The sequence below is a fragment of the Saccharopolyspora terrae genome, assembly GCF_004348435.1.
Classification (GTDB): Bacteria; Actinomycetota; Actinomycetes; order Mycobacteriales; family Pseudonocardiaceae; genus Saccharopolyspora; species Saccharopolyspora endophytica.
The window spans coordinates 1-18,860 of sequence record NZ_SMKS01000091.1; the positions used below are offsets into that span (position 1 = coordinate 1).

Consider the following 18,860-nt stretch of genomic DNA (forward strand, 5'->3'; position numbering starts at 1 on the left):
CGCAGCCCTAGCGATCTGGAACGTGCACTACAACTACCATCGGCCACACACCGCCGCCGGAGATCAGCCACCAGCATCCCGACTCCCCACCGGCGTCACCAACGTCACGGCCTCATACAGCTAGCCGTCACTCAGATCCCCATTCATCCCGCCCAGGATCCGGGAGTCTAACGGTCCGCGATGCCGTAGGTCCGCAACTCGCCACCTCATTTCGCCGCGCGGCAGCAGCGTCCCGCCCGAGTTACCGCTGTGGCCGGGGACATCGATTCGGCGATCACGAGGACTTCTCGCATGTGGTTGTCACAGCACATTCCCGGGAACGAACGAATTCCATTCGAGGAAGGAGTCGAACGATTCTCATCACCGTGAGGGAGTGCAAGTGAGGTTTAGGAATTGATGTCGGTGAGCCCATCGACGACGTTACCCGAATCATCCCCACCGTCGTACCCGACGAGTCGGCGATCTCGGTCAACGCGTTTGGCATCCGACCGCCGCAACGGGCAAGAACGTGTCTCTCCGAGGATCGACCGCGTGCGGCATGGCGGTTCTGCGGGACGGCGGTGGGTGCTCTGCGCCATTAGCGTTGCTCCTCATGGGTGAGGAGCATGGGCTGGTCACCGACCTGTTGTCGGTGTGGTGGATCGCGTTGGCGGCGGCGTTGGGGCCTGTGTTGGCGTTGATCACCCGGCGGGTCGTTCCGGACGTGGTGTGGTTGTTGGTGTTCGGGGCTTTGATCGGGCCGCATGCTCTGGGTTTGGCGGCCGCGACCGATGCGGTGGGGTTCCTGCGCGAGCTCGGGTTGGGTTTGTTGTTCCTGCTCGCGGGGTTCGAGGTGCGGGTGGCGGACATGCACGGTGCTCAGGGGCGGCACGCGGCGCTCACGTGGGCGGGGTGCGCCGCGCTGGGTGTCGGGGCCGGGCTGCTGTTGACGCACGGTCAGCTGCAGGTCGCGATCGTCGTGGCGATCGCTTCGACGTCGACGGCGTTGGGCACGTTGCTGCCGATCTTGAAGGACTCCGGCGGGACGGGCACGCCGTTGGGGCGCGCGATCATGACCCACGGTGCCTACGGAGAGCTGCTGCCCATCGTGGCGATGTCGGTGCTGCTGTCGACGCGCGGCACGTGGCAGGCTGCCGCGGTGTTGCTGGCCTTCGCCGCGGCCGCCGTGATCGTGGTCGTGCTGCCCGCCCGGATCCTGCGCAGGCTGCCGCTGCTCGGCCGGGCGGTCATGGGCGCCTCGAACACGACGATGCAGACGACGTTGCGGATCACCGTCCTCGTGCTGGTGACCTTGATGCTGCTGACGGCGGTGCTCGAACTCGACGTCGCCTTGGGTGCCTTCTCCGCAGGTCTGCTGTCGAACGCCGTGTTGCAGGCGGTCACCCAGGGGCATGCCGAGGAGATCGCGCACAAGATCGAGATCGTCGGCTTCAGCCTGCTCATCCCGGTGTTCTTCGTGACCAGCGGCATGGCCATCGACATCGCGGCGGTCGCGTCGCAGTGGCCGCTGCTGCTCGGCTTCATCGCGGTGATCCTCCTCGTGCGCGGCCTGCCCGTGTTCCTGCGCGAGGCGTGGACCGCGACCCGTTCGGGCATCACCGGGACCCGCGAGCAGGTCGCGCTGGGGCTGTACGCGGCCACCGGGCTCCCGATCATCGTCGCGGTCACGCAGATCGCGGCGTCCTCCCAGCTCATCACCGCCACGACGGCCTCGGTCATGGTCTCGGCGGGCGCGGTCACCGTGCTCCTGTTCCCGCTCGTCGCCAGCCGCTTGTCCCGGCACGCCACCTGAGGAACGCAGCGTGACAGTCCCCGCCGCTCACGCCGTCCGAAGGCCCGGTCACGGGAAGTTCTTCATCACCTCCTGAGCTCGTTGCGATCCGGCTTGCACGTCGTCGAAGTCCATCGCCGGGGCGAGCTCGATCTGGGCTCCCACGGTCTCGAAGAACGGTTCGGCGATCGACGGGAGCCGGGAGGCGTCCTGCATGTCGAACACGAAGTACGCGGTGCGCTTCCCGCCCGACGGGCTGAAGAACGCCGCTTCCGGTTGCAACTCCTCTCTGGCCCACTGCACGAGCTTCTGCAGCGTGCCGTCGCGGAACGCCTGGTTCCCCTTCTCCGTGTCGATCGAGACCTTCAACAGCATTCGCATCGCTGCCCCCATCGCTGACCGGTCCGGTGCGCTGCGCACCGGTTCCGCACCGTGCAGCGCTCTGCCACCACGGTGTCGACCGGCGCGCCTCCTGGCCAGTCGATCAGGGCACCAGCCGCGGCCGCATGATCCGGCGAGCTTCGAGTCGAAAGCCCCTGTTGGGGTCGGTTGCTGTGTCTTGTACTGGGATTGCTTCGTCCGCGAAGCGGCCACAGCGCGCACCAGCCCGCGGCCTGGAGGTAGCCATGTCGCCGACGCACGTGCCGCCCGGGTCCGCGACGAAAGCCGTGCTGCGAGCGGGGAGGCCCGAGGACGCCGAGACGTGCGGTCGAATTTGCTACGACGCCTTCGCCGGCCTGGCCTACGAGCACGGCTTTCCGCCCGACTTCTCCTCCTCGGAGGTGGGGGTGACCGCGTTGCGCGGCCTGCTGTCGCACCCGGGTTTCTACGGCGTCGTAGCGGAGATCGAGGGGCAGGTGGTGGGGAGCAACTTCCTCGACGAGCGTTCGGCCATCGCGGGCATCGGCCCCATCACCATCGCCCCTGGTGTGCAGAACTCGGGAATCGGCCGGCAGTTGATGATCGCCGTGATGCAGCGCTCGGAGAGCCGGCGTTTTCCCGGCGTGCGGCTTCTGCAGGCGGCGTATCACAACCGATCGTTGAGCCTCTACTCCAAGCTCGGGTTCCAGATCCGCGAGCCCGTGCTGAACATGCACGGCGAGCCGATCGGCCGCACTGTGCCCGGCTACGCCGTCCGGTCGGCGACGTCCGATGATCTCGAGGAGTGCAACCGAGTCTGCCACGACGTCCATGGCCACGACCGTGCGGGAGAGATCCGCGACGCGTTGTCCCAAGGCGTCGCCCAGGTGGTGGAGCACGCCGGGCGCATCACCGGATACACGACGGGGGTGGGGTTCTTCACCCACTCGGTCGCGGAGACCAACGACGGCCTGCGGGCGCTCATCAGCGCAGCCAACGAGTTCGGCGAACCCGGCTTCCTGCTACCGGCCCGAAATGGCCAGGTGGTCGGTTGGTGCCTCGACCACGGTCTTCGCATCCGCATGGTGACAACGCTGATGACGATCGGGCTCTACAACGAGCCTTCAGGAGCCTATCTGCCGTCGATCTTGTACTAGGTCCTCGTACGCAGCCGACGAAACCGATCACACCGTTGCGCAGCTCGACGCCTGGGCGATGAGGTCTGCGGTTGCGCGGGCGCTTCCCCAGGACAGGGTGATTCCCGCGCCGCCGTGGCCGTAGTTGTGCACGACCGTTCGGCCGGGGATCAGGTGCCGGTCGAGTTCGACGCGTGGGCCGTCTACGCGCGCGGGGCGCAGGCCTGCGTGGTGTTCCAGGACGCGGGCTCGGCGCAGTTCGGGGACGAGTTCGGTCGCGCGCGCCCACAACGCCTTCGCGGTGCCGGGGTCGGGGGTGGTGTCGGTCTTGCCGGGCTCGAAGGTGCCTCCGATGATCACGTCGTGGCGGCGGGGGTGGACGTAGGTGTGCCCGCCGGGGTTGTGCTCGTCGCGCACCGAGACCGCGAGTCCTGGGTTCGACGCCCGGATGACCTGCCCGCGCACGGGCTGCACGGTCGTGTCCCCGCACAGCGTGCGGGACGCCAGCCCGGTCGCGTTGACCACGACGCGCGCGTGGTCGGTGAGCTCCGCCAGCGAGGCCAGCTTCGTGTTGCGCACTTCGACGCCGAGCTCCAGCGCCTGCGCGTGGAGCCACGGCAGGTACGTCGGAACCTCCACCATCGGCACGGAGAACCGCCAGGTTCCGGTGAACGGGTCGTCCGCGTCCTCGGTCGCGAACCCCGGCACCGCCGTCGACCACCACGGGTCCGCGGGCAGCGGGCGCCGGTGCAGCATGCGGGTGCCGATCATGCGCACCCCGGGCACTCCTCGTTCCGCCTGGTCGGCGAAGACGTCGAAGCTCTCCTGCGCGAAGGTCAGCGCTCGCTCGCTGCCGCCGATGCCGACCGGGTACCAGACCGCGGCCGCGAGCCAGGAGGTCGTCCTCGCGGGTTCGTCGGCGGTCACCACGCACACCCGCGCACCGCGCCGGCGCAACTCGACGGCGCAGGTCATCCCCACGATGCCGCCACCGACCACCACGACGTCGAACTCCTCCACCTTGCCCCGCTCTCCACGACGACACGAACTCGCCCAGTCCACGTCATCCAGCAGGCCGTTGTCCAAGATCCGATGGGTATGCGCTCATAAGGAGCGCTTATAGTAGCTGGATGGAGGTTCGTCGGCTGCGCTACCTGGTCCACCTGGCCGAGCACGGCAGCTTCACCCGCGCGGCGGCTTCGCTGCACATCGCCCAGCCCGCGCTCAGCCAGCAGATCCGGTTGCTCGAACGCGAGCTCGGCGCGGAGCTCGTCGACCGCCGGCCGAGCGGGATCGCGCTGACGCCGGTCGGTGAGGTCGCGGTCGCCGAAGCCCGGCAGGTCATGGACCGGCTCGACCGCGCCGAGCGGGCCATCCGCAACGCCGTCACGGGCCAGGTCGGACGGTTGCGCATCGCCTACACGCGCTCGGCTCCGGGCGGTGTGACGGCCGAGCTCGTCGACCGCTTCCGCGAGCTCCACCCGGGCATCGAACTCGCGCTCACCACAGGGTGGACCGCCCGCAACATCGCCGATCTGCGCAACGGCTCGCTGGACGCCGCGTTCGTCCGCCCACCGCTGGACGTCCCGGACCTGCGCTGCGACACGCTGACCACGGAGGAACTCCTGCTGGCCGTGCCCGCGGAGCACGAGCTGGCGTCGGTGCGCACGGTCCGCCGCGAGCAGGTCGAGGACCAGCCCGTCGTCCTGTGGCCGCGCGAGAACGCCCCCGGCATGTACGACCGGATCGTCAACCAGATCTGGCCGGGTTCGTCCCCGCGAGTCGTGCGCGAGGAACCCGACGACGAACAACTCCTCCGCGCCGTCGCCGACAACGCCGGCATCGCACCGGTGCCCGCTCCCCGTGCGCGCTCGCTGCGCACCCGCGGCGTGCGGCTCAAGCACCTCGCGGCACCACGCCCCACCGTCGACCTGGCCCTGGCCTACCACCCCGAGACGAGCCCCGCGCTCAACCACTTCCTCGATCTGTGCGGGCAGATGCCGGGACGGTGATCAGCGCGATTTCGTGGTCCGGCTCTCGCCCACGAGCAGAAGAGCTGGGGGGATGGCCCAGCGTGCGCTTCGGTGATCAGCGCAGGTCGACATCGTTCGGAGCCAGGTGGACGGCCCCGCAGGCCTCCACCAGGGTGGGGCCGAAGAGCGCCGCCGGGGTGTGGGCGCCGGGGCGGCCCTCACCTGCCACCAAGCGCTTCGCCACCTCAGCGGCGAGGGCGCCGGTGAAGATCTGGGCGTCTCCGGTCTTCAGCCAGCCCTCGCACGTGCTGCCGTCAGCCCATCGGACCCGGGCGTGTCCCCCACGAGTGCTCGCGCGGGCGCTCACGAGCCTTCACGCGCACCTGAGCGAGACGCCGCTTGGCGAAGGTCCTGACCACCTGGATCCTCAGCACCGCGACGCCCAGGGGAAGGAAGGCGCGAACCGCCGGCGAAGTGGGGGCCTCGCTCGACGCGGAGACCACCGACTGAGCCCCGCTCGCGCGGTGAGCGGCAACGAGTTCGCCGAGCGGCAGACTCGCCGTCTTCACCTGGGTGCCGTCCGGCAGGGTGAGGGTCATGAGTTCGTCGCCGAGCCGGGCCGCTGCCAGTTCGCCCTGACCGCGACCTGGCGACGCCAGACCGTCGACGAGCGTGGCCGCCAGGGCCTCGCCGACCTTTCCCTCTTCCATTCCCAGGGAGGGCACCATGTCCACTCGGACCGCGGCTGCCGGCGGGCGCCCTTCGCACAGCTTGACCACGACGCTCTCGGTGGCCGCCACGCCGAAGCCGGCCCCGCTGACGAGCGTGCGGTCCGCAGCTGCGGCCTCCTCCCCCAGGTCGAGCAACGCGGAGAGGGCTTCGACGTCGTTGGCCAGGTCGACGTAGTGGCTCGTGGGCAGGCACGCCCGCACCAGCGGCGGCGCGGTCTCGGCGAAGGGCCCGACCGTGTTGATCACGACATCAGGCCGCGCCTGCCGGATTCGCTCCGCCATCTCGTCAGCGGAAGCGGCGACGACCGTCGTGGCACCGGGGACTCGGGCCGCGACCTCCGTCAGGCGGGCAGCGTTGCGACCGACCAGAACCGGGTGCACACCCCGCTCGGCCAGCTGCGCAGCGACCTCCCGACCGGCACGCCCGGTGCCACCCAGCACCCAGACCTTGCTCTCCATCACACGACTCCGATCGGCTGACCCCAGTGATGACACGTCATGTCATCACGCTACACCTCGATGACATGACGTGTCATCAGTACGCTGAGCGGGTGAGCAGATGGCAGCCCCACGCGCGGGAACGACTGGAACGCGCTGCCCTGGAGCTTTTCGAAGAGCAGGGTTTCACCCCGACGACCGTTCCGCAGATCGCCGCGCGCGCAGGCCTCACGACACGCACGTTCTTCCGGCACTTCGCCGACAAGCGCGAGGCCCTCTTCGGCAACGCGGAGGCCTCGTCAGAACAGCTCGAGCGCCACCTGATGGAGGCTCCTGCCACCCTGTCAGCGGCCGCGTTGATCCTGCACGGCTTGGAGCACACGACCCGGTACCACTTCGAGGGCCGGAAGGACGATCTGCGTCGGCGCAGCGCCATCATCCAGTCCGATACCGGCCTGCTGGAGCGGAACCTGCAGAAGCGCGCTGCGGTGCGCGACACCTTCGCGCGAGAGCTCACCAGGCGCGGCCACGACACCGCGGCCCTGCACGCCGAGATCGGCGTGCTCGCGCTCTTCACGGCGATCGAGCAATGGCTCGGCGAGGACGACGACCGCACGCTGTTCGACTGCGTCCTCGAATCCCTGGAATCCCTGCGTGGAGTCGTCGCCGACTACTCACCCGAGCCCGGAAGCTAGCTCCCGAGAACCTGCTCCGTTGGTGAAATCATGCCAACAGCAAGAGGAAACGTCCTCCGACAAAGGATTTGCTGCGGGCGAGAAGCGTTTTCAGCGCCACCAGCGCGGTCGGTGCCGGCGCTTGAGCCAGCGGGCGAATTCCGCGGCATCAGCTCGGGCTCGTCGGCCGGGCGGGTGCTCGGTGGCGTAGGAGTCGAAGAGCGGGCGGAATTCGTCACCGAGCTGGTCAGCGAGGTCTGGGCGGAGTTTCTCCACGACCCGGCGACGCTTGTTGAGCAGTGCTCGTTGCTGGACTCGCAGCTGCTCCTGGTCGAAACCGGGTGGGTCCTGGGCGTCGCCGAGCAGCGCGGCGAGCAGCTGCTCTTGTTGTGCGGCGAGGTGTTTCCGGGCCTCGCTCATCGCGTGATCGCCGTGCGGATCGCGGTCAGTTCGGCGGCGAGTTCGCCGTCGCTGGGGAAGTGGTCGTCGCGCTCGAGCAGGACTCCGGGTGGGGACGTCCGCGCGTGCAGTTGCGCGAGCAGGTCGAGGACCTCGGGCAGGACGGGGTGGGCGTGGGTGTCGTGGTAGACGCCGTTCTGCCAGATCCCACCGCCGACGTGGACGTAGGCGACCCGATCCAACGGCACGGTGTCCAGGAACTTCTCGGGATCGGTGCCCAAGTTGCGGGAGTTGGCGTACAGGTTCGCGACGTCGAGGATCAGCCGGCAGTCGGTGAGCGCCACCAGTTCGGAGAGGAATTCCGCCTCGCTGAACTCGGCGTCCGGCCATTCCACCAGAGCCGCCACGTGCTCCAACGCCAGCGGAACGGGCAGCAGCTCCTGCGCTCTTCGCACGTTCTCGACGAGCACCTCGAGCGACTCGGAGGTGCGCGGCGGAGGCAGGATGTGCCCGGCTTCCCACGATCCGGCGCGGGTGAAAGCCACGTGATCGCTCACCAGCGGCGCGTCGAGCGCGGTGGCCACGCGCGCCAGGTGGCGCACCCGGGCGGTGTCGACCGGTTCGGCTCCGGCCAATGACAGCGACACGGCGTGCGGCAGGACCGGGAGTCCGCGTTCGCGCAGCAAGCGCAGCGATTCCGGGATTCGGCGCGGGTTGACGCCCTCGGCGACGCACTCCACGAAGTCCACGTCGAGGCGTTCCACGGTGAGGTCGATTTCAGGGCGCCAGCCGATTCCGACGCCGAGCTGCGGTGTTCCGGCGTTCATCAGCCACCCCCACCTCCACCGCAGCCGCCACCGCCGCCCCCGCAGCTGGAGCCGCTGCTCCCGGAACCTCCGCCGGACCCCGCTGTGCGCAGCAACCGCGCGATCGTCGGATCGGGATGGGCTCCCAGCCCTCCCTGCGCGACGAGCTCCGCGGCCGAGGCCGCCACGACCGGACCGAGCCCCAGCGCGGCATGCGCACCCCGGTTCTCATGGGTGTTGGGCGAAGTCTGCTTCCGCATCGCGTCTCCCGCGCGGGTGCGCAACGGGTGGCCGCAAGATCCGCGGGCGAACGCCCAGGCGGTCACGGTCACGCCCAGTTCGAGCACCAGGAAACCGACGGGATGGCCGAGCCGCAACCCGTTCACGCCGCGCACCACGGCGATCAGCGCCAGCAGCGGAAAACCCCACACCAGCACCCGCAGCGCGGTCTGCGCTCCCGGAGGGACGAGCAGGCCGTGGTCGATGAGTCGTTGCTGCATGGAGCCGCAGTAGCCGCTGCGGCGGAACGCCTTGCGCAACCGGTCGAGCCTGCCTCGACGGTCGATCAGCGACCACACGTGGCGCTGCACCTCGTCCTCGTCACCGATGTCGATGCGCTGCAGCTTGTGACGCCGGTTGATCCGTACCCGGCCGTTGTCGACCAGGCCGGCCAACGCGGTGTCGGCCACCCGGTCACTGCCACCGTTGAGGAACGCCCGTTCGTACACGTCCGGGACGTGCGCGACGTCGGCCGGTGAGCGCTGCGCCTTCACCTTCGCGCGGAAGAGCACGACGATGACGCACCACGCGACGAGCACCCCGCCGTACAGCACCAGGAATTCCGGCCCGCTGAGTCCCCACGGCTGGTCCATGTCCTCCCCCACAGCAGTTCTCAAGCGGACCCGCGCGGCCCCTGCAACACGGGTCCACGCACTTGGACGCGCGGAAGCCGCGACCGGTTGCGTCCACGCGTCCATTTTTCCTGCCGCGTTACGGCTGCCCCGCCGGGGTCGTTCGCAGTTCAGCCGTGGGAGGCGGTCCGCACCGCGGTGGCACGGCGGGATCCCAGCACCGCTCCCAGCACGGCAACGGCGTGACCGACGAGCGCCAAGTGGAAACCGCTGGCGGTGACCACATCGACGAGCAGACCGCCCAGCGCCCCGGCGGCGAAACCCGCCCAAGCGCCGACCAGTCCGAACAGCAGCGTTCGCCCCAGCGGCGCGCGAGCCGTCAACACTACCAGCGCGACGACGATGAGACCTATCAGAGTGACGGAGAGAGTTGGCATCAGCATTCACCCACCATGCGCTCCCGCGCAGACACGAGAATCCGGGCAAACCCGGAGGACCGCCCCGAACCCGACCGGGTTTGGATCGGGATCGTCCTGCCCGCCTGCGTTCGGGCACGCGTGGCCGCACTGCCTCGAGGCGCTGATCGAGGCGATCGGAGAGCTTCCGGTTCCCCGGCGGGCTACATTTGATCGCCAGGAGCGACCAACTGCGTTGGTCATGGCCGAAAGGCGTCATCAAGTGCTTGAGCACGTCTCGATCCCGCGCGGGCCGATCGAGCTCGCCGCCCATCTCCACCTTCCCGACGAGGCGCCGCTGCGCGCGGTGGTTCTCTCCACCCCAGGTAGCAGCGTCAAGGAGCAGATCGGCGCGAACTACGCGTCCCGCCTGGCGTCCCGGGGCATCGCGGCCCTGGTGTTCGATCCCGCGCATCAGGGGCAGAGCGGCGGCGAGCCGCGCGACCTCGAAGATCCCTACCGGCGCGGCGAGGACATCTCGTACGCGATCGACGCGCTCAGCACGTTCCCCGGCATCGATCCTGAACGCATCGGTGTGCTGGGCATCTGCGCTGGTGGCGGTTATGCCGTGCACACCGCGCGCACCGATCACCGCATCAAGGCGGTCGGCGTGGTCGTGCCCGGCAACATGGGCACATCGTTCCGCGGCTTCCAACCGGACGGCCCAGCCACCGCGCTCGACTCGATGGCCGCGGCGCGCATCGAGGAGACCCGCAGCGGTGCGCTGACGCGCGCGAACTGGCTGCCCGACACGCTGGAAGACGCTGCGGCGGCCGGGATGACCGATCTCGACACGACCCAGGCGATCACCTACTACCGCACCGAACGGGGCCACAACCAGCACTCGACCAACCGCCGTCTCGCCCGCGGCGACTCGCTGCTGCTGGGCTACGACGCCTACCACCTGGTCGACCAGCTGATGACCCAGCCGCTGCAGGTCATCCTCGCCGGGCGCAAGGGCAACACCGGCTCCTACGAGTCCGGGATGCGGCTGTGGGAGCTGGCACCCAACCCGGTCGACCTCATGGTGATCGAAGAAGCCGGCCACTACGAGATGTACGACGAACCCGAATACGTCGACAAAGCCGTCGACCGCCTCACCGACTTCTACACAGCAAACCTCTGACGTCCGGACGTCACTAACTGAGTGGTGCCACAAAAGGTGCGCACCCGCGTTGAACCAGCAAGGAGCACTACCGTTGGCCGCTCGGTGCTAGAAGGACTGCTCTTGCACGCGTCGCAGCACTGCTTCCGTGCCAAATTCCTCGCGCGCGCCCGGGTTTTCGGTGTAGAAGCGGAGCAAGTGGTAGACGAGCGCAGGGTCGACAGCTAGGTGAATCGTATCGATCTCGATCATGGGAACCGGGGGAAGCTTGTCGAGCTTCCATGGACCTGCGAGCTGCCGCTTCCGCCAAGGCGCGTTGCTGTAAGCGATGACGAGGATTTCTCGGGTTCCGTTGTAGCTCGGCTTGATCCCGGCAAACGAATCCCACGGGAGAAAGGACTCGAACGCTCTACCTTCCTGACGAATTCCGTCTGCCGCCAGGATGACGCGGCCTCGCCGGATTCTACCGAGCGCCACGAGAACGAAGAAACTCGCGAAGAACAACGCGGCGACAGCAGCGAGCAACGTCGGGATGCCCGGAGCGAACGCACCACCACCAGCCTGGCCGTAGTCCCAAACCGCGAACACCGCGCATAGGAACAAGCACGCTACCAACACGTTGATCAGGGCGAACTGGGCACCCGAATACCTGATCTCCGTCGCACGCCGGCCAGCGATGGTCGTGGTGCCGAGATCGGCAACGCGATGCTGCGGTCGCAGACGCGTCAAATACCCGAACGCCGCGGAGAACCAGAACAGCCCCGCAAACAGCACGGCGTACTTGACCGCGCCCACAAAACCGGTGCCGGCGGCGACAAGCGCCACGCCGATGCTCAGCACACCGAGCACAACGAGAACGCCGAACGCTAGGACAAACCTGCTCCTGCTCTCGACCGGCCACTCCGCCGGAGTCTCCAGGGGGCTAGAAGACGGCATTCCAGGCATCCTCTGCAGCTCCTCCAATTGCGCTGGCTGTATCCCCGACAGCATTGGCACCATCTTCGATGGCGCCACCGACGTCGCCGATCCCGTTCTGCCAGATCGAGTCGGTGACACCGGATGCGAAGATACCGACGCCTGCACCGACCACAGCACCCACTGCGGTGCCGACGACGGGCACAGGGATCATCGTGCCGACCGCAGCACCGGCAGCGACGGAGGCCCCGAAGCCAACGCCTCCGGACACGACCGCTTGGTCGACGGGTTTGCCATTGGCGATGTCGTATGCGACGCCAGCAACCGCGAGCGCGCCACCTGCGCGAAAACCCCACTTGGCTGCTTTGCCATCGACATCGTTCGCAGCCTTCACGACGTCATCAGCCTGATAAGCGGCAGCCCGTCCTCTGTCGAAATCGTCGTAGATCGAAGCAGCCGTGGTTCCGGCAGGAGCTGTACGCGCGCGTTCCATAAGGCGGGCGGCTTCATCAGTCAAGTGCTGGGACTGCTGGCGCAAGATCGATGTGTGCTTCGCGGCGAGAGTACCTGCTGCACCGTTGGTGAGGTCTCCGACGACGATGAACCACTTCTGGGTGACGTCGTTCTTCATGTTGACCAGTGTGTCGGCGGCAAGCTTCTCCAGATGCCGCGCAGCATCGGCATCCTTCTGTGCTCGCTGATATGCAGCGACTTTAGCCGCGTGATCTTCTGCGGCTTCCGTTGCACCCTCGTGAGCTGATTCCGTCTCCGGTGTCGCAGCGGCTCCGCTGGGCGCGGCTCCTGGGGCAGCCGGGGCCGGACCTGGCTCCTCGATAACGTCACCGTGGACCTTCAGGCCGGCTGCCGCGGCTCGTTCGCGCACTCCCCGCATGTCGTCCTGAGCGCGCCGCAAGTCTGCCGCGTACTTGTCGAAGCCTTCGGCCGAAGAACTGATAGCGGTGGAGAACTTTTCCGTCTTACCCCCCGCCGTCCCCATCTTCCGGCTGAACGCGTCACCAGCAGGCCCGTGCCATCCTCCGTTGGCACCATTCCGAGCCTCGTAGATGCTATTCGTGACTTGGGCGATTCCAGGCTGGAACGTCGAACGTAGCCAATCGCTCACCGCGCGCACGCTCGCTGGGTCGCCCTCGATCTTCGTATCTATGGGCATGGTTACGGCTCTCCCACAGCTTTGCGGAGTTCGTCGGTGGCCGAGGCATCGTTGTCCTTATAGGTGCGATTCGCCTCGCTGACGTCATCCCCAGCACCGGCCAAGCCGAGCACGAGTGAGCTCGCGTTCTCGACAAGGTGCGCGACAACGGCAGCAACTGCTGGCGTACCAACCCCGGCGTCCGGAGTTCCAGGAATCGACTTGCCCACGCCATCCAAGGCGCTACTCGCATCCGAGAACGTCGAGCTGATCGACGCGAGCACCGTGTGGTCAACGTAGAAGCCGCTCACGACGCCCCCTCTTGCCTCTTGCCCTCAGGAATGAACACGTCGAGCAACAACAACGAGAACGGTTGCGCTCGCTGCAACTCGTCCAGAGCCACTGTCGGCATCACCAGCCAAGGCTGGTTCCTCCCGCAGCAGTGCTGAAGCCGATCCAGCGCGGAGTACGCGAGCAACGCCACACGGCCGTCCCGCGTCTCGCGCATGGCGATACGTGCCTGTGCCGCATCGGACACCGACTCGGCGCACGGCAGATAGACGACCGGTGGGAAGTCAGGTGGGATCGACTTCCCGCCCGGCATATCATCGGGAAGGGTCATGACCAGGGTTCACTCGTTCCACCATTGGCTTACAAGACGCTGCGAACTGAAGCGTCGCTCCGGCACGCACAGTCCCGCAGTCAATCATTCGAGCACCGAACACGCGACCGTTCTGGGCGAATGATCAGCGACGAATGAGCGGCCGGAGGCGAAGGTCACGATGGAGGAGAGAGCCACAACGGCCTTGCCAGCCCGGAGGTCGTCACAGTCCCTGAGCCGAACCCCGTGCCCGGCCAGGCACCGCTGAAGACCACCGCCTGCCTGCGCACGCCACTCCGGCATCGCCGTGGGAGCTGGCCCGCCGATGGCTTCCCGTACGAGCTGCAGTGACCACTGGGCACGAGAGCGTCGGCACAGTGACTGCGCTAAGTACGACCGTCACCGCCACGTAGCAGCCCCCGAGCTAAACCCTCAGAGCTCAGGCCACGCCACTACCTAAGTCGTCGAACTCGCCGGCTTTGCAGCCCTTGATCCAGGCGTCCATCTCGGCCGGGGTGAAGAGCACGGTGCCCGCTTCGGGGCGCTTGCTGTTGCGGACTGCGATGGTGCCGTCGTGCAGTGGGGCGACCTCGACGCAGTTGCCTCCTGCGTCGCTGAAGCTGGACTTGCGCCAGGCGGCCTCGGACAGGTCAGACATGGATGTCCTCCCGATGCTGTTGCTCCAATACTGCAACCAGCATCTCGGCTGAGTCAGCCTCGGACAGCGCCATATGGCGCAGATCATCGAACATGTTCATCAGCGTGACGACGCCACCTTCGTCGCTGACCATATGCCCACCCAGAGGGCCGTCGAAATATCCCAGCGGCGGGTCGATCTTGGCGTCAGCGAAGTGCAGGACGGTGAAGTTGCCGGCTATGCCACCGCTTCCACAGCTGTCCGCGGCAAGTACCTGGATGGTGATGTTGGGAGCTTGCGAGGCCTCCACGAGTCGTCGCAGCTGGCCGACGAGCACTTCTTGCCCGCCCACTTGCAGGCTCAACGCTGCTTCCGCGACCACGACGTGCAGTTCCAGGGGGTTCGGTGCAGTCAGTCTCCGCTGTCGTTGCATTCGGGCAGCGACCCACTTGTCGACGAACTCCGGAGCGACCTTGTGCCGGCCGGCGGTGTGGATCGCGCGGGCGTACTCCTCGGTCTGCAGAAGCCCAGGAACGAGTACAGGTTCGTAGGAGTTCAGAGCTGTCGCATCTTCTTCGAAGCTGACGAGCGGGCGCAGCCATTCAGGAAGACCGTAAGTCGCCCACTGCGACGTCCTTGCCGCGACTGGTCGCGTAGCTGTTCCAGCCCTGTCCGCACCGAAGCGGCGGCACCTAGCTCCGCGAGCAGACAAGCCAGGTCAGACTTGCTGATCTTCGTCTTGCCGGACTCCCAGTTGACGAGCGTCGCGTGCGTGCGACCGATGGCCGACCCAACATCGGTCTGGGTGCGGCCCGCTGCCTCACGAAGGCGCCGCAACTCCGCACCCAACCGCCGCAACGGTGCTGACGAACCAGCCATCGTCGGCCCCTCTCGCTCAAGATCGACCTGGGAGAACCCTACCTGCAGCACCTTGACATCAAAGATTACGCACGATCGTGCGAGAGCAGGTGGTCCGCGACCTCGACGGCGGGCCGACCTGCGTCGTTGAGGATCCGCGCTGCCCGCAACCGGTCGGCTTCGGACATCGGCAGGGCGTCGAGCACCGCGGAACGCACGGTGTCGTGCGCGAAATCGGTGCCGGAAGCCGCCACGACGTCGCACCGGCGCAGCACGCCGAGCGCTTCGGCGACCTGCCACCGAGTCACTCCGGCCAACGCGGCCACGGATTCCGCCCCAGCGGCGGGGCCGAGAAGGGCCATCGCGGCGGCGACCCTGCCGACCCGCTCGGGTTGCCCGGCCAGCCGGCTCAGCACCGAGGCCGCCAGCACCTCCCGCCCGACTTCCTCGACGGCGGCGACGCCGTCCGAATCCGGCCGGACCCCGGCACGGACGAGGTCGTCGAGCAATCGGTTGAGCAGCGCCGGGTTCCCCCCGGACGCTCGCGCGCAGGCGTCGACGAATCGGCCGTCCAACCCCTCCGGGAAGACCTCCGCCACGACCGCGCCGACGTCGGTCCAGTTCAGCGGACCCAGCTCGATCACGGTCGTGGCGCGCTGGGCGACGATGCCGGACATGGCCGCCCGCGCAGCGCCTTCTAGTGCGTCGCAGCGGTAGCCGAGCACGACCAGCAGCGGCAGGTCGTCGGCTCTTCGGAGCAGGAAGTCCAACCAGCGCAGCGAACCTCCGTCGCACCGGTGGGCGTCGTCCACGACGAGCACCAGCGGAGCGCTGGACATCAGGTCCGCCGCCAGGGAGTGCAGACCCGACAGCACCGCGTAGTCGGCGGCGGGCCGGATCGCGGGCGACAGCGCCGGGAAGAGCACCGGAACCGCCGGGTCGGCGACGTCGTCGGCGCCGAGCTTGAGCGGTTCGAACAGCATCCGCACCGCGTCGAAGCCGGACGGGGAGTCCACTTCGGAGCAGCGTGCTCGCAGAACGGTGCAGCCGCGCGCCAATTCGTGCCGCCGGACTCCGCTCAGCAGACGACTCTTGCCCATTCCGCTCGGTCCTCGGACGACCACGCACCGCGCACGACCGGAACGAGCCTTCGCGAGACCGCCCGCGAGTGCGGCGCACTCGCGGGACCGGCCGACCAGGGGCTGAATCCACCCGGCGCTCTCTTCGTCACCCCGCAACCCAACTCACCCCGACTCACACGAGAATCAGCGGCAACAGTGGGCATTGACGGTGCACCTCTCCCGAATCCTGAGGAATCCCGACTGCCGGGAAGGTCTGTTTGCCTCCGCACGGAGACACCACCGATCGTATGAAGAGCGCTCTTATGAGGTCAACGCAAGGGAGTGGGCACCGCCTAATGTTGTGGTTGCAGATGCCCACAGTTCTGTAACGCCGCCGAGAAAAAAATTGAACCGCCCTCGTCCAGCGACAACAAAAAGCCTCAACTCCATACGGGCTCCCCACGTTGCGGAGCACGGCGCATCCGGCGGGTACGGGAAACAGCGCAGCCGAGCACGCGTGACCCACACCGCTTGCCGCCAGGAAGAGCATTTAGTTGCGCACGACCCGAGGCGCCAACACGGACAAGTCCGAACACCCAGAGCAATTGCTCAAATGAGCCAACACCCCGTTCCGCTCAGATGAGCGCGGTTAAAATCCCATAATTCACAGAGTTGCCATATTACTCCCAACTCGAACAGGAACCCTTATGTTTACAACGTATCCTGTGAAACAACGGATCGTTGTCTCGCCGTGACAGCGTGAAACGACTCAATCCGATCCGAGCGCGTTCACAACGCACCGAACAGTTGGCCCACCTGCGACGACTCGCGCTATTGGTGATCAACGAGCTGGGGCCTTCCGGCCGGTGTGCGCGGGACTCAGCTCGCGGACCGCTGGGAAGTGGTCCAGCGGATGCGGCCCCCCGGTTTGTAGATCGAGAGCCACGCGGCGGCCCCGATGGTGAGGAGGTGGAACACGGCCATGCCGACGAGGTTGACCCGCGCCCCGTTGACGGCCCCGACGGGCTGCATCGCGTCGGCGATCCAGCCGGGCGTGAGGCTGGCGGTGATAGCGATCGTGGCGACGACCAGGACGAGCTTGATCAGCGGCCAGTAGTGCTTCGCGACTCCCCACTTGGTGCCGACGGCGAGGACGAGCCCGGTGCCCAGGGTGATCAGCGATGCGGGGCGCGCGAGCGAACCGATGAGCAGCTCGTGGAACTCGTACCCGGCGCGCACGATCGCGGCGTCGGACTCCGTCAGCGCCGCGACGGTGAGGACGAACGTCACCGCAGCGATCCCGAACCACCCCGTTCCGGCGACGATGTGCGCCAACAGCACCGCCCGCCGCGCTCGCGCGGAGAGCCGGTCTCGGGGTCTGCGCGGGGTGCGACCGCTCGGTGCGGCGGACGGCGTGGGTTGCCTGGAGGTGGTCATCAACGCTCCACAAGGTGTCGGGCCCACCGAGGGGCAGGCACGTCGACTTCGGTGTGTCAGCGATGATCCGCCGCGCACGACCCCTCAGACATCCTCACCAGCGCTGATTCGCACGTACGCAACCCTGCGTACGCCACAGCGCTCCCGGTGCGGCTGCTCGCTGCCTGGCCATCTCCGGGACTGAGCGGGGTTGTGGGGCACGAGGTTTCCTCCACCGAGTCGTTCGGCGCCCGATGGTCGTGCGCGGAGCGCGATGCGTCCGGTCTACGGGCCTGGGGGCAGTCTCCTCCTCGCAGGTCCAAGGTGAGCTGCCCGCCGTCGACCACCGTCAGCGGCGTGAACGGGTCGGGGTTGCGCGAGAGGCACTTCGCGCAGTCGACCGGCGCGGTCACGGCTTCCGAGCTGCCGGCAAGGGCGAACGCGTCCAGCGGCTGGTGACAGGCCGGCCCTGGAAGCTTCAGCCCGCCGACCCAGTCGCGGAGCTCGACCTCGTGGACGCGGCGCTGGGCACCCGGCTGCCGGAGGTTTCGATTGCGGAAGCGCGCGCATTCGCGCTCCGACATGTGCTTGAGCAACAACGAGGTCGGGTCCTGGCGACGCTCGATCGCGGTCACCCGTTCAGGGTGCTCGTTGCTCCCGGGGACCCATGACCGCGATTCCGGTGAAACCGCTGGTCCGTACGACTGATCGGCCCGTGCGAGAGCGCGCGCCGAACGGCCCGCGGTCAAACACGGTGACGAGGAGGTCACATCGCGCAGCAAAGCCTACGAACGCCTCCACAACGGCCACATCAACGGCCGAGCCGTCATCGTGCCGAACGCCTGATCGTCACCATCCGCTCTGCTGAACTGGTTTCAGCCGACGTCAATCTCCGAATTCGCGTACATCCGCGACCGAGAACAACGCTCGCTTCGCTGAACGTGGGCTGAACGACATCAAGCCGGTCTACCGGGCAGAACGCTTGAAGGCTCAGACGCCGCCGACGCCCAAGTCGTCGAACTCGCCGGTTTTGCAGCCCTTGATCCAGGCGTCCATCTCGGCTGGGGGCTCGGTCGTCATCATCGCCGAGCCACAGCTCCAGGACGCTGGCGACCCCAGTCTGCGGCGACCTCGTGGGCGATGTCTTCGAACAGCCAGACGCGAGCCGACCGATCCTGGAGTTCAGCAGCGAAGCCTTCGCCTCGTTCTCAACCCGGGTGAAGTCCGGCGATCTTTGATGGCACGCTTACGCGCCCTCCGTCTTACCGTGAAGACGGAGGGCGCTTCTGTTCCCGCCCCGAGACTGTCAGACCAGCGATTTTTGAATCCCCGGAAGCCACTCATGCAGCACGGAAAGCAGCCGCTCCTTCGTCTTCTCCAGTAGATCTTTGCCCAGTGAGGTGATCTCAGTGGGTTGGGGCTGAGTGCCTGGAGGGGTGTGGGCGTGGGGTCCACGATAGAAGAGGTCTCACCACAAGATCATTCTTCACAGGACCAGGACCCCACGTGATCACTTATCGTGC

Annotated in this window: 22 protein-coding genes and 1 pseudogene; 6 read left to right on the forward strand and 17 right to left on the reverse strand. The window is 67.4% G+C overall.

Annotation, left to right across the window (positions count from 1 at the left end; genetic code table 11):
• Together E1181_RS28880 and E1181_RS28885 are read left to right on the forward strand one after the other, a co-directional pair.
• Nucleotides 1-124: pseudogene (locus E1181_RS28880) on the forward strand (IS481 family transposase); the annotation flags it as partial.
• 468 nt (nt 125-592) lie between these two features.
• Nucleotides 593-1,792, forward strand: a complete 1,200-nt coding sequence (locus E1181_RS28885) for a cation:proton antiporter (protein ID WP_132679579.1) — start codon at nt 593-595, stop codon at nt 1,790-1,792.
• A gap of 48 nt (nt 1,793-1,840) precedes the next feature.
• Here the strand turns inward: E1181_RS28885 and E1181_RS28890 are convergent, their stop codons facing one another.
• Entirely contained in the window at nt 1,841-2,152 is a 312-nt protein-coding gene (locus tag E1181_RS28890; protein WP_132679580.1) for a DUF3303 family protein, read from the reverse strand.
• Nucleotides 2,153-2,397: 245 nt separating this feature from the next.
• Here E1181_RS28890 and E1181_RS28895 point away from each other — a divergent pair, with 245 nt between their 5' ends.
• On the forward strand, nt 2,398-3,288 hold the full coding sequence (locus E1181_RS28895) for a GNAT family N-acetyltransferase (protein WP_132679581.1): 891 nt from the start codon (nt 2,398-2,400) through the stop codon (nt 3,286-3,288).
• 27 nt (nt 3,289-3,315) lie between these two features.
• Here the strand turns inward: E1181_RS28895 and E1181_RS28900 are convergent, their stop codons facing one another.
• Nucleotides 3,316-4,353: an FAD-dependent oxidoreductase gene (locus E1181_RS28900; RefSeq protein WP_235877127.1), complete on the reverse strand. Its 1,038-nt coding sequence runs from the start codon at nt 4,351-4,353 to the stop codon at nt 3,316-3,318.
• 44 nt (nt 4,354-4,397) lie between these two features.
• Here E1181_RS28900 and E1181_RS28905 point away from each other — a divergent pair, with 44 nt between their 5' ends.
• On the forward strand, nt 4,398-5,279 hold the full coding sequence (locus E1181_RS28905) for a LysR family transcriptional regulator (protein WP_132679582.1): 882 nt from the start codon (nt 4,398-4,400) through the stop codon (nt 5,277-5,279).
• Nucleotides 5,280-5,554: 275 nt separating this feature from the next.
• Here E1181_RS28905 and E1181_RS28910 read toward each other — a convergent pair whose 3' ends face one another.
• Entirely contained in the window at nt 5,555-6,430 is an 876-nt protein-coding gene (locus E1181_RS28910) for an NAD(P)H-binding protein (protein WP_235877128.1), read from the reverse strand.
• Nucleotides 6,431-6,522: 92 nt separating this feature from the next.
• On the opposite strand from E1181_RS28910, the gene E1181_RS28915 reads away from it, so the two are divergent.
• Nucleotides 6,523-7,104 (forward strand): TetR/AcrR family transcriptional regulator, encoded by a 582-nt coding sequence (locus E1181_RS28915; RefSeq protein ID WP_132679583.1) that lies wholly within the window; start codon nt 6,523-6,525, stop codon nt 7,102-7,104.
• Between the two features lie 90 nt (nt 7,105-7,194).
• Here E1181_RS28915 and E1181_RS28920 read toward each other — a convergent pair whose 3' ends face one another.
• From E1181_RS28920 to E1181_RS31620, 4 genes are all read right to left on the reverse strand, one after another.
• Entirely contained in the window at nt 7,195-7,503 is a 309-nt protein-coding gene (locus E1181_RS28920; protein WP_132679584.1) for a hypothetical protein, read from the reverse strand.
• Complete coding sequence (locus E1181_RS28925; protein WP_132679585.1) at nt 7,500-8,309, reverse strand: DUF692 domain-containing protein; 810 nt, start codon at nt 8,307-8,309, stop codon at nt 7,500-7,502. The genes E1181_RS28920 and E1181_RS28925 overlap by 4 nt, the downstream gene beginning before the upstream one ends.
• Entirely contained in the window at nt 8,309-9,160 is an 852-nt protein-coding gene (locus tag E1181_RS31615; RefSeq protein ID WP_165944783.1) for a TIGR04222 domain-containing membrane protein, read from the reverse strand. The genes E1181_RS28925 and E1181_RS31615 overlap by 1 nt, the downstream gene beginning before the upstream one ends.
• Before the next feature lie 149 nt (nt 9,161-9,309).
• Nucleotides 9,310-9,525 carry a hypothetical protein gene (locus E1181_RS31620; RefSeq protein WP_165944784.1) on the reverse strand — a complete coding sequence of 72 codons (216 nt, stop codon included), beginning with the start codon at nt 9,523-9,525 and terminating at the stop codon, nt 9,310-9,312.
• Nucleotides 9,526-9,817: 292 nt separating this feature from the next.
• Here E1181_RS31620 and E1181_RS28935 point away from each other — a divergent pair, with 292 nt between their 5' ends.
• Complete coding sequence (locus tag E1181_RS28935) at nt 9,818-10,720, forward strand: alpha/beta hydrolase (protein WP_235877129.1); 903 nt, start codon at nt 9,818-9,820, stop codon at nt 10,718-10,720.
• An 87-nt stretch (nt 10,721-10,807) separates the two neighbouring features.
• Here the strand turns inward: E1181_RS28935 and E1181_RS28940 are convergent, their stop codons facing one another.
• From E1181_RS28940 to E1181_RS28980, 10 genes are all read right to left on the reverse strand, one after another.
• The gene (locus tag E1181_RS28940; RefSeq protein ID WP_132679588.1) at nt 10,808-11,548 is read right to left on the reverse strand and encodes a hypothetical protein; all 741 of its coding nucleotides are present in this window, start codon (nt 11,546-11,548) and stop codon (nt 10,808-10,810) included.
• A 73-nt stretch (nt 11,549-11,621) separates the two neighbouring features.
• On the reverse strand, nt 11,622-12,785 hold the full coding sequence (locus E1181_RS28945) for a hypothetical protein (RefSeq protein WP_132679589.1): 1,164 nt from the start codon (nt 12,783-12,785) through the stop codon (nt 11,622-11,624).
• A gap of 2 nt (nt 12,786-12,787) precedes the next feature.
• Entirely contained in the window at nt 12,788-13,075 is a 288-nt protein-coding gene (locus E1181_RS28950) for a hypothetical protein (RefSeq protein ID WP_132679590.1), read from the reverse strand.
• Nucleotides 13,072-13,386, reverse strand: a complete 315-nt coding sequence (locus tag E1181_RS28955; RefSeq protein WP_235877130.1) for an SseB family protein — start codon at nt 13,384-13,386, stop codon at nt 13,072-13,074. The genes E1181_RS28950 and E1181_RS28955 overlap by 4 nt, the downstream gene beginning before the upstream one ends.
• A gap of 418 nt (nt 13,387-13,804) precedes the next feature.
• A complete protein-coding gene (locus E1181_RS28960; RefSeq protein WP_132679591.1) occupies nt 13,805-14,023 on the reverse strand; it encodes a DUF397 domain-containing protein in 219 nt (72 codons plus the stop codon).
• Complete coding sequence (locus E1181_RS28965; RefSeq protein WP_235877131.1) at nt 14,016-14,600, reverse strand: DUF5753 domain-containing protein; 585 nt, start codon at nt 14,598-14,600, stop codon at nt 14,016-14,018. Before E1181_RS28965 ends, E1181_RS28960 begins: the two co-directional genes overlap by 8 nt.
• Nucleotides 14,558-14,932, reverse strand: a complete 375-nt coding sequence (locus tag E1181_RS32370; RefSeq protein WP_235877132.1) for a helix-turn-helix domain-containing protein — start codon at nt 14,930-14,932, stop codon at nt 14,558-14,560. Before E1181_RS32370 ends, E1181_RS28965 begins: the two co-directional genes overlap by 43 nt.
• 14 nt (nt 14,933-14,946) lie before the next feature.
• Complete coding sequence (locus E1181_RS28970; RefSeq protein WP_132679592.1) at nt 14,947-16,098, reverse strand: AAA family ATPase; 1,152 nt, start codon at nt 16,096-16,098, stop codon at nt 14,947-14,949.
• A gap of 702 nt (nt 16,099-16,800) precedes the next feature.
• Nucleotides 16,801-17,358 carry a hypothetical protein gene (locus tag E1181_RS28975; protein ID WP_132679593.1) on the reverse strand — a complete coding sequence of 186 codons (558 nt, stop codon included), beginning with the start codon at nt 17,356-17,358 and terminating at the stop codon, nt 16,801-16,803.
• A gap of 56 nt (nt 17,359-17,414) precedes the next feature.
• Nucleotides 17,415-17,972, reverse strand: coding sequence for a hypothetical protein (locus E1181_RS28980; protein ID WP_132679594.1), 558 nt, complete (start codon nt 17,970-17,972; stop codon nt 17,415-17,417).
• Nucleotides 17,973-18,860 lie beyond the last annotated feature (888 nt).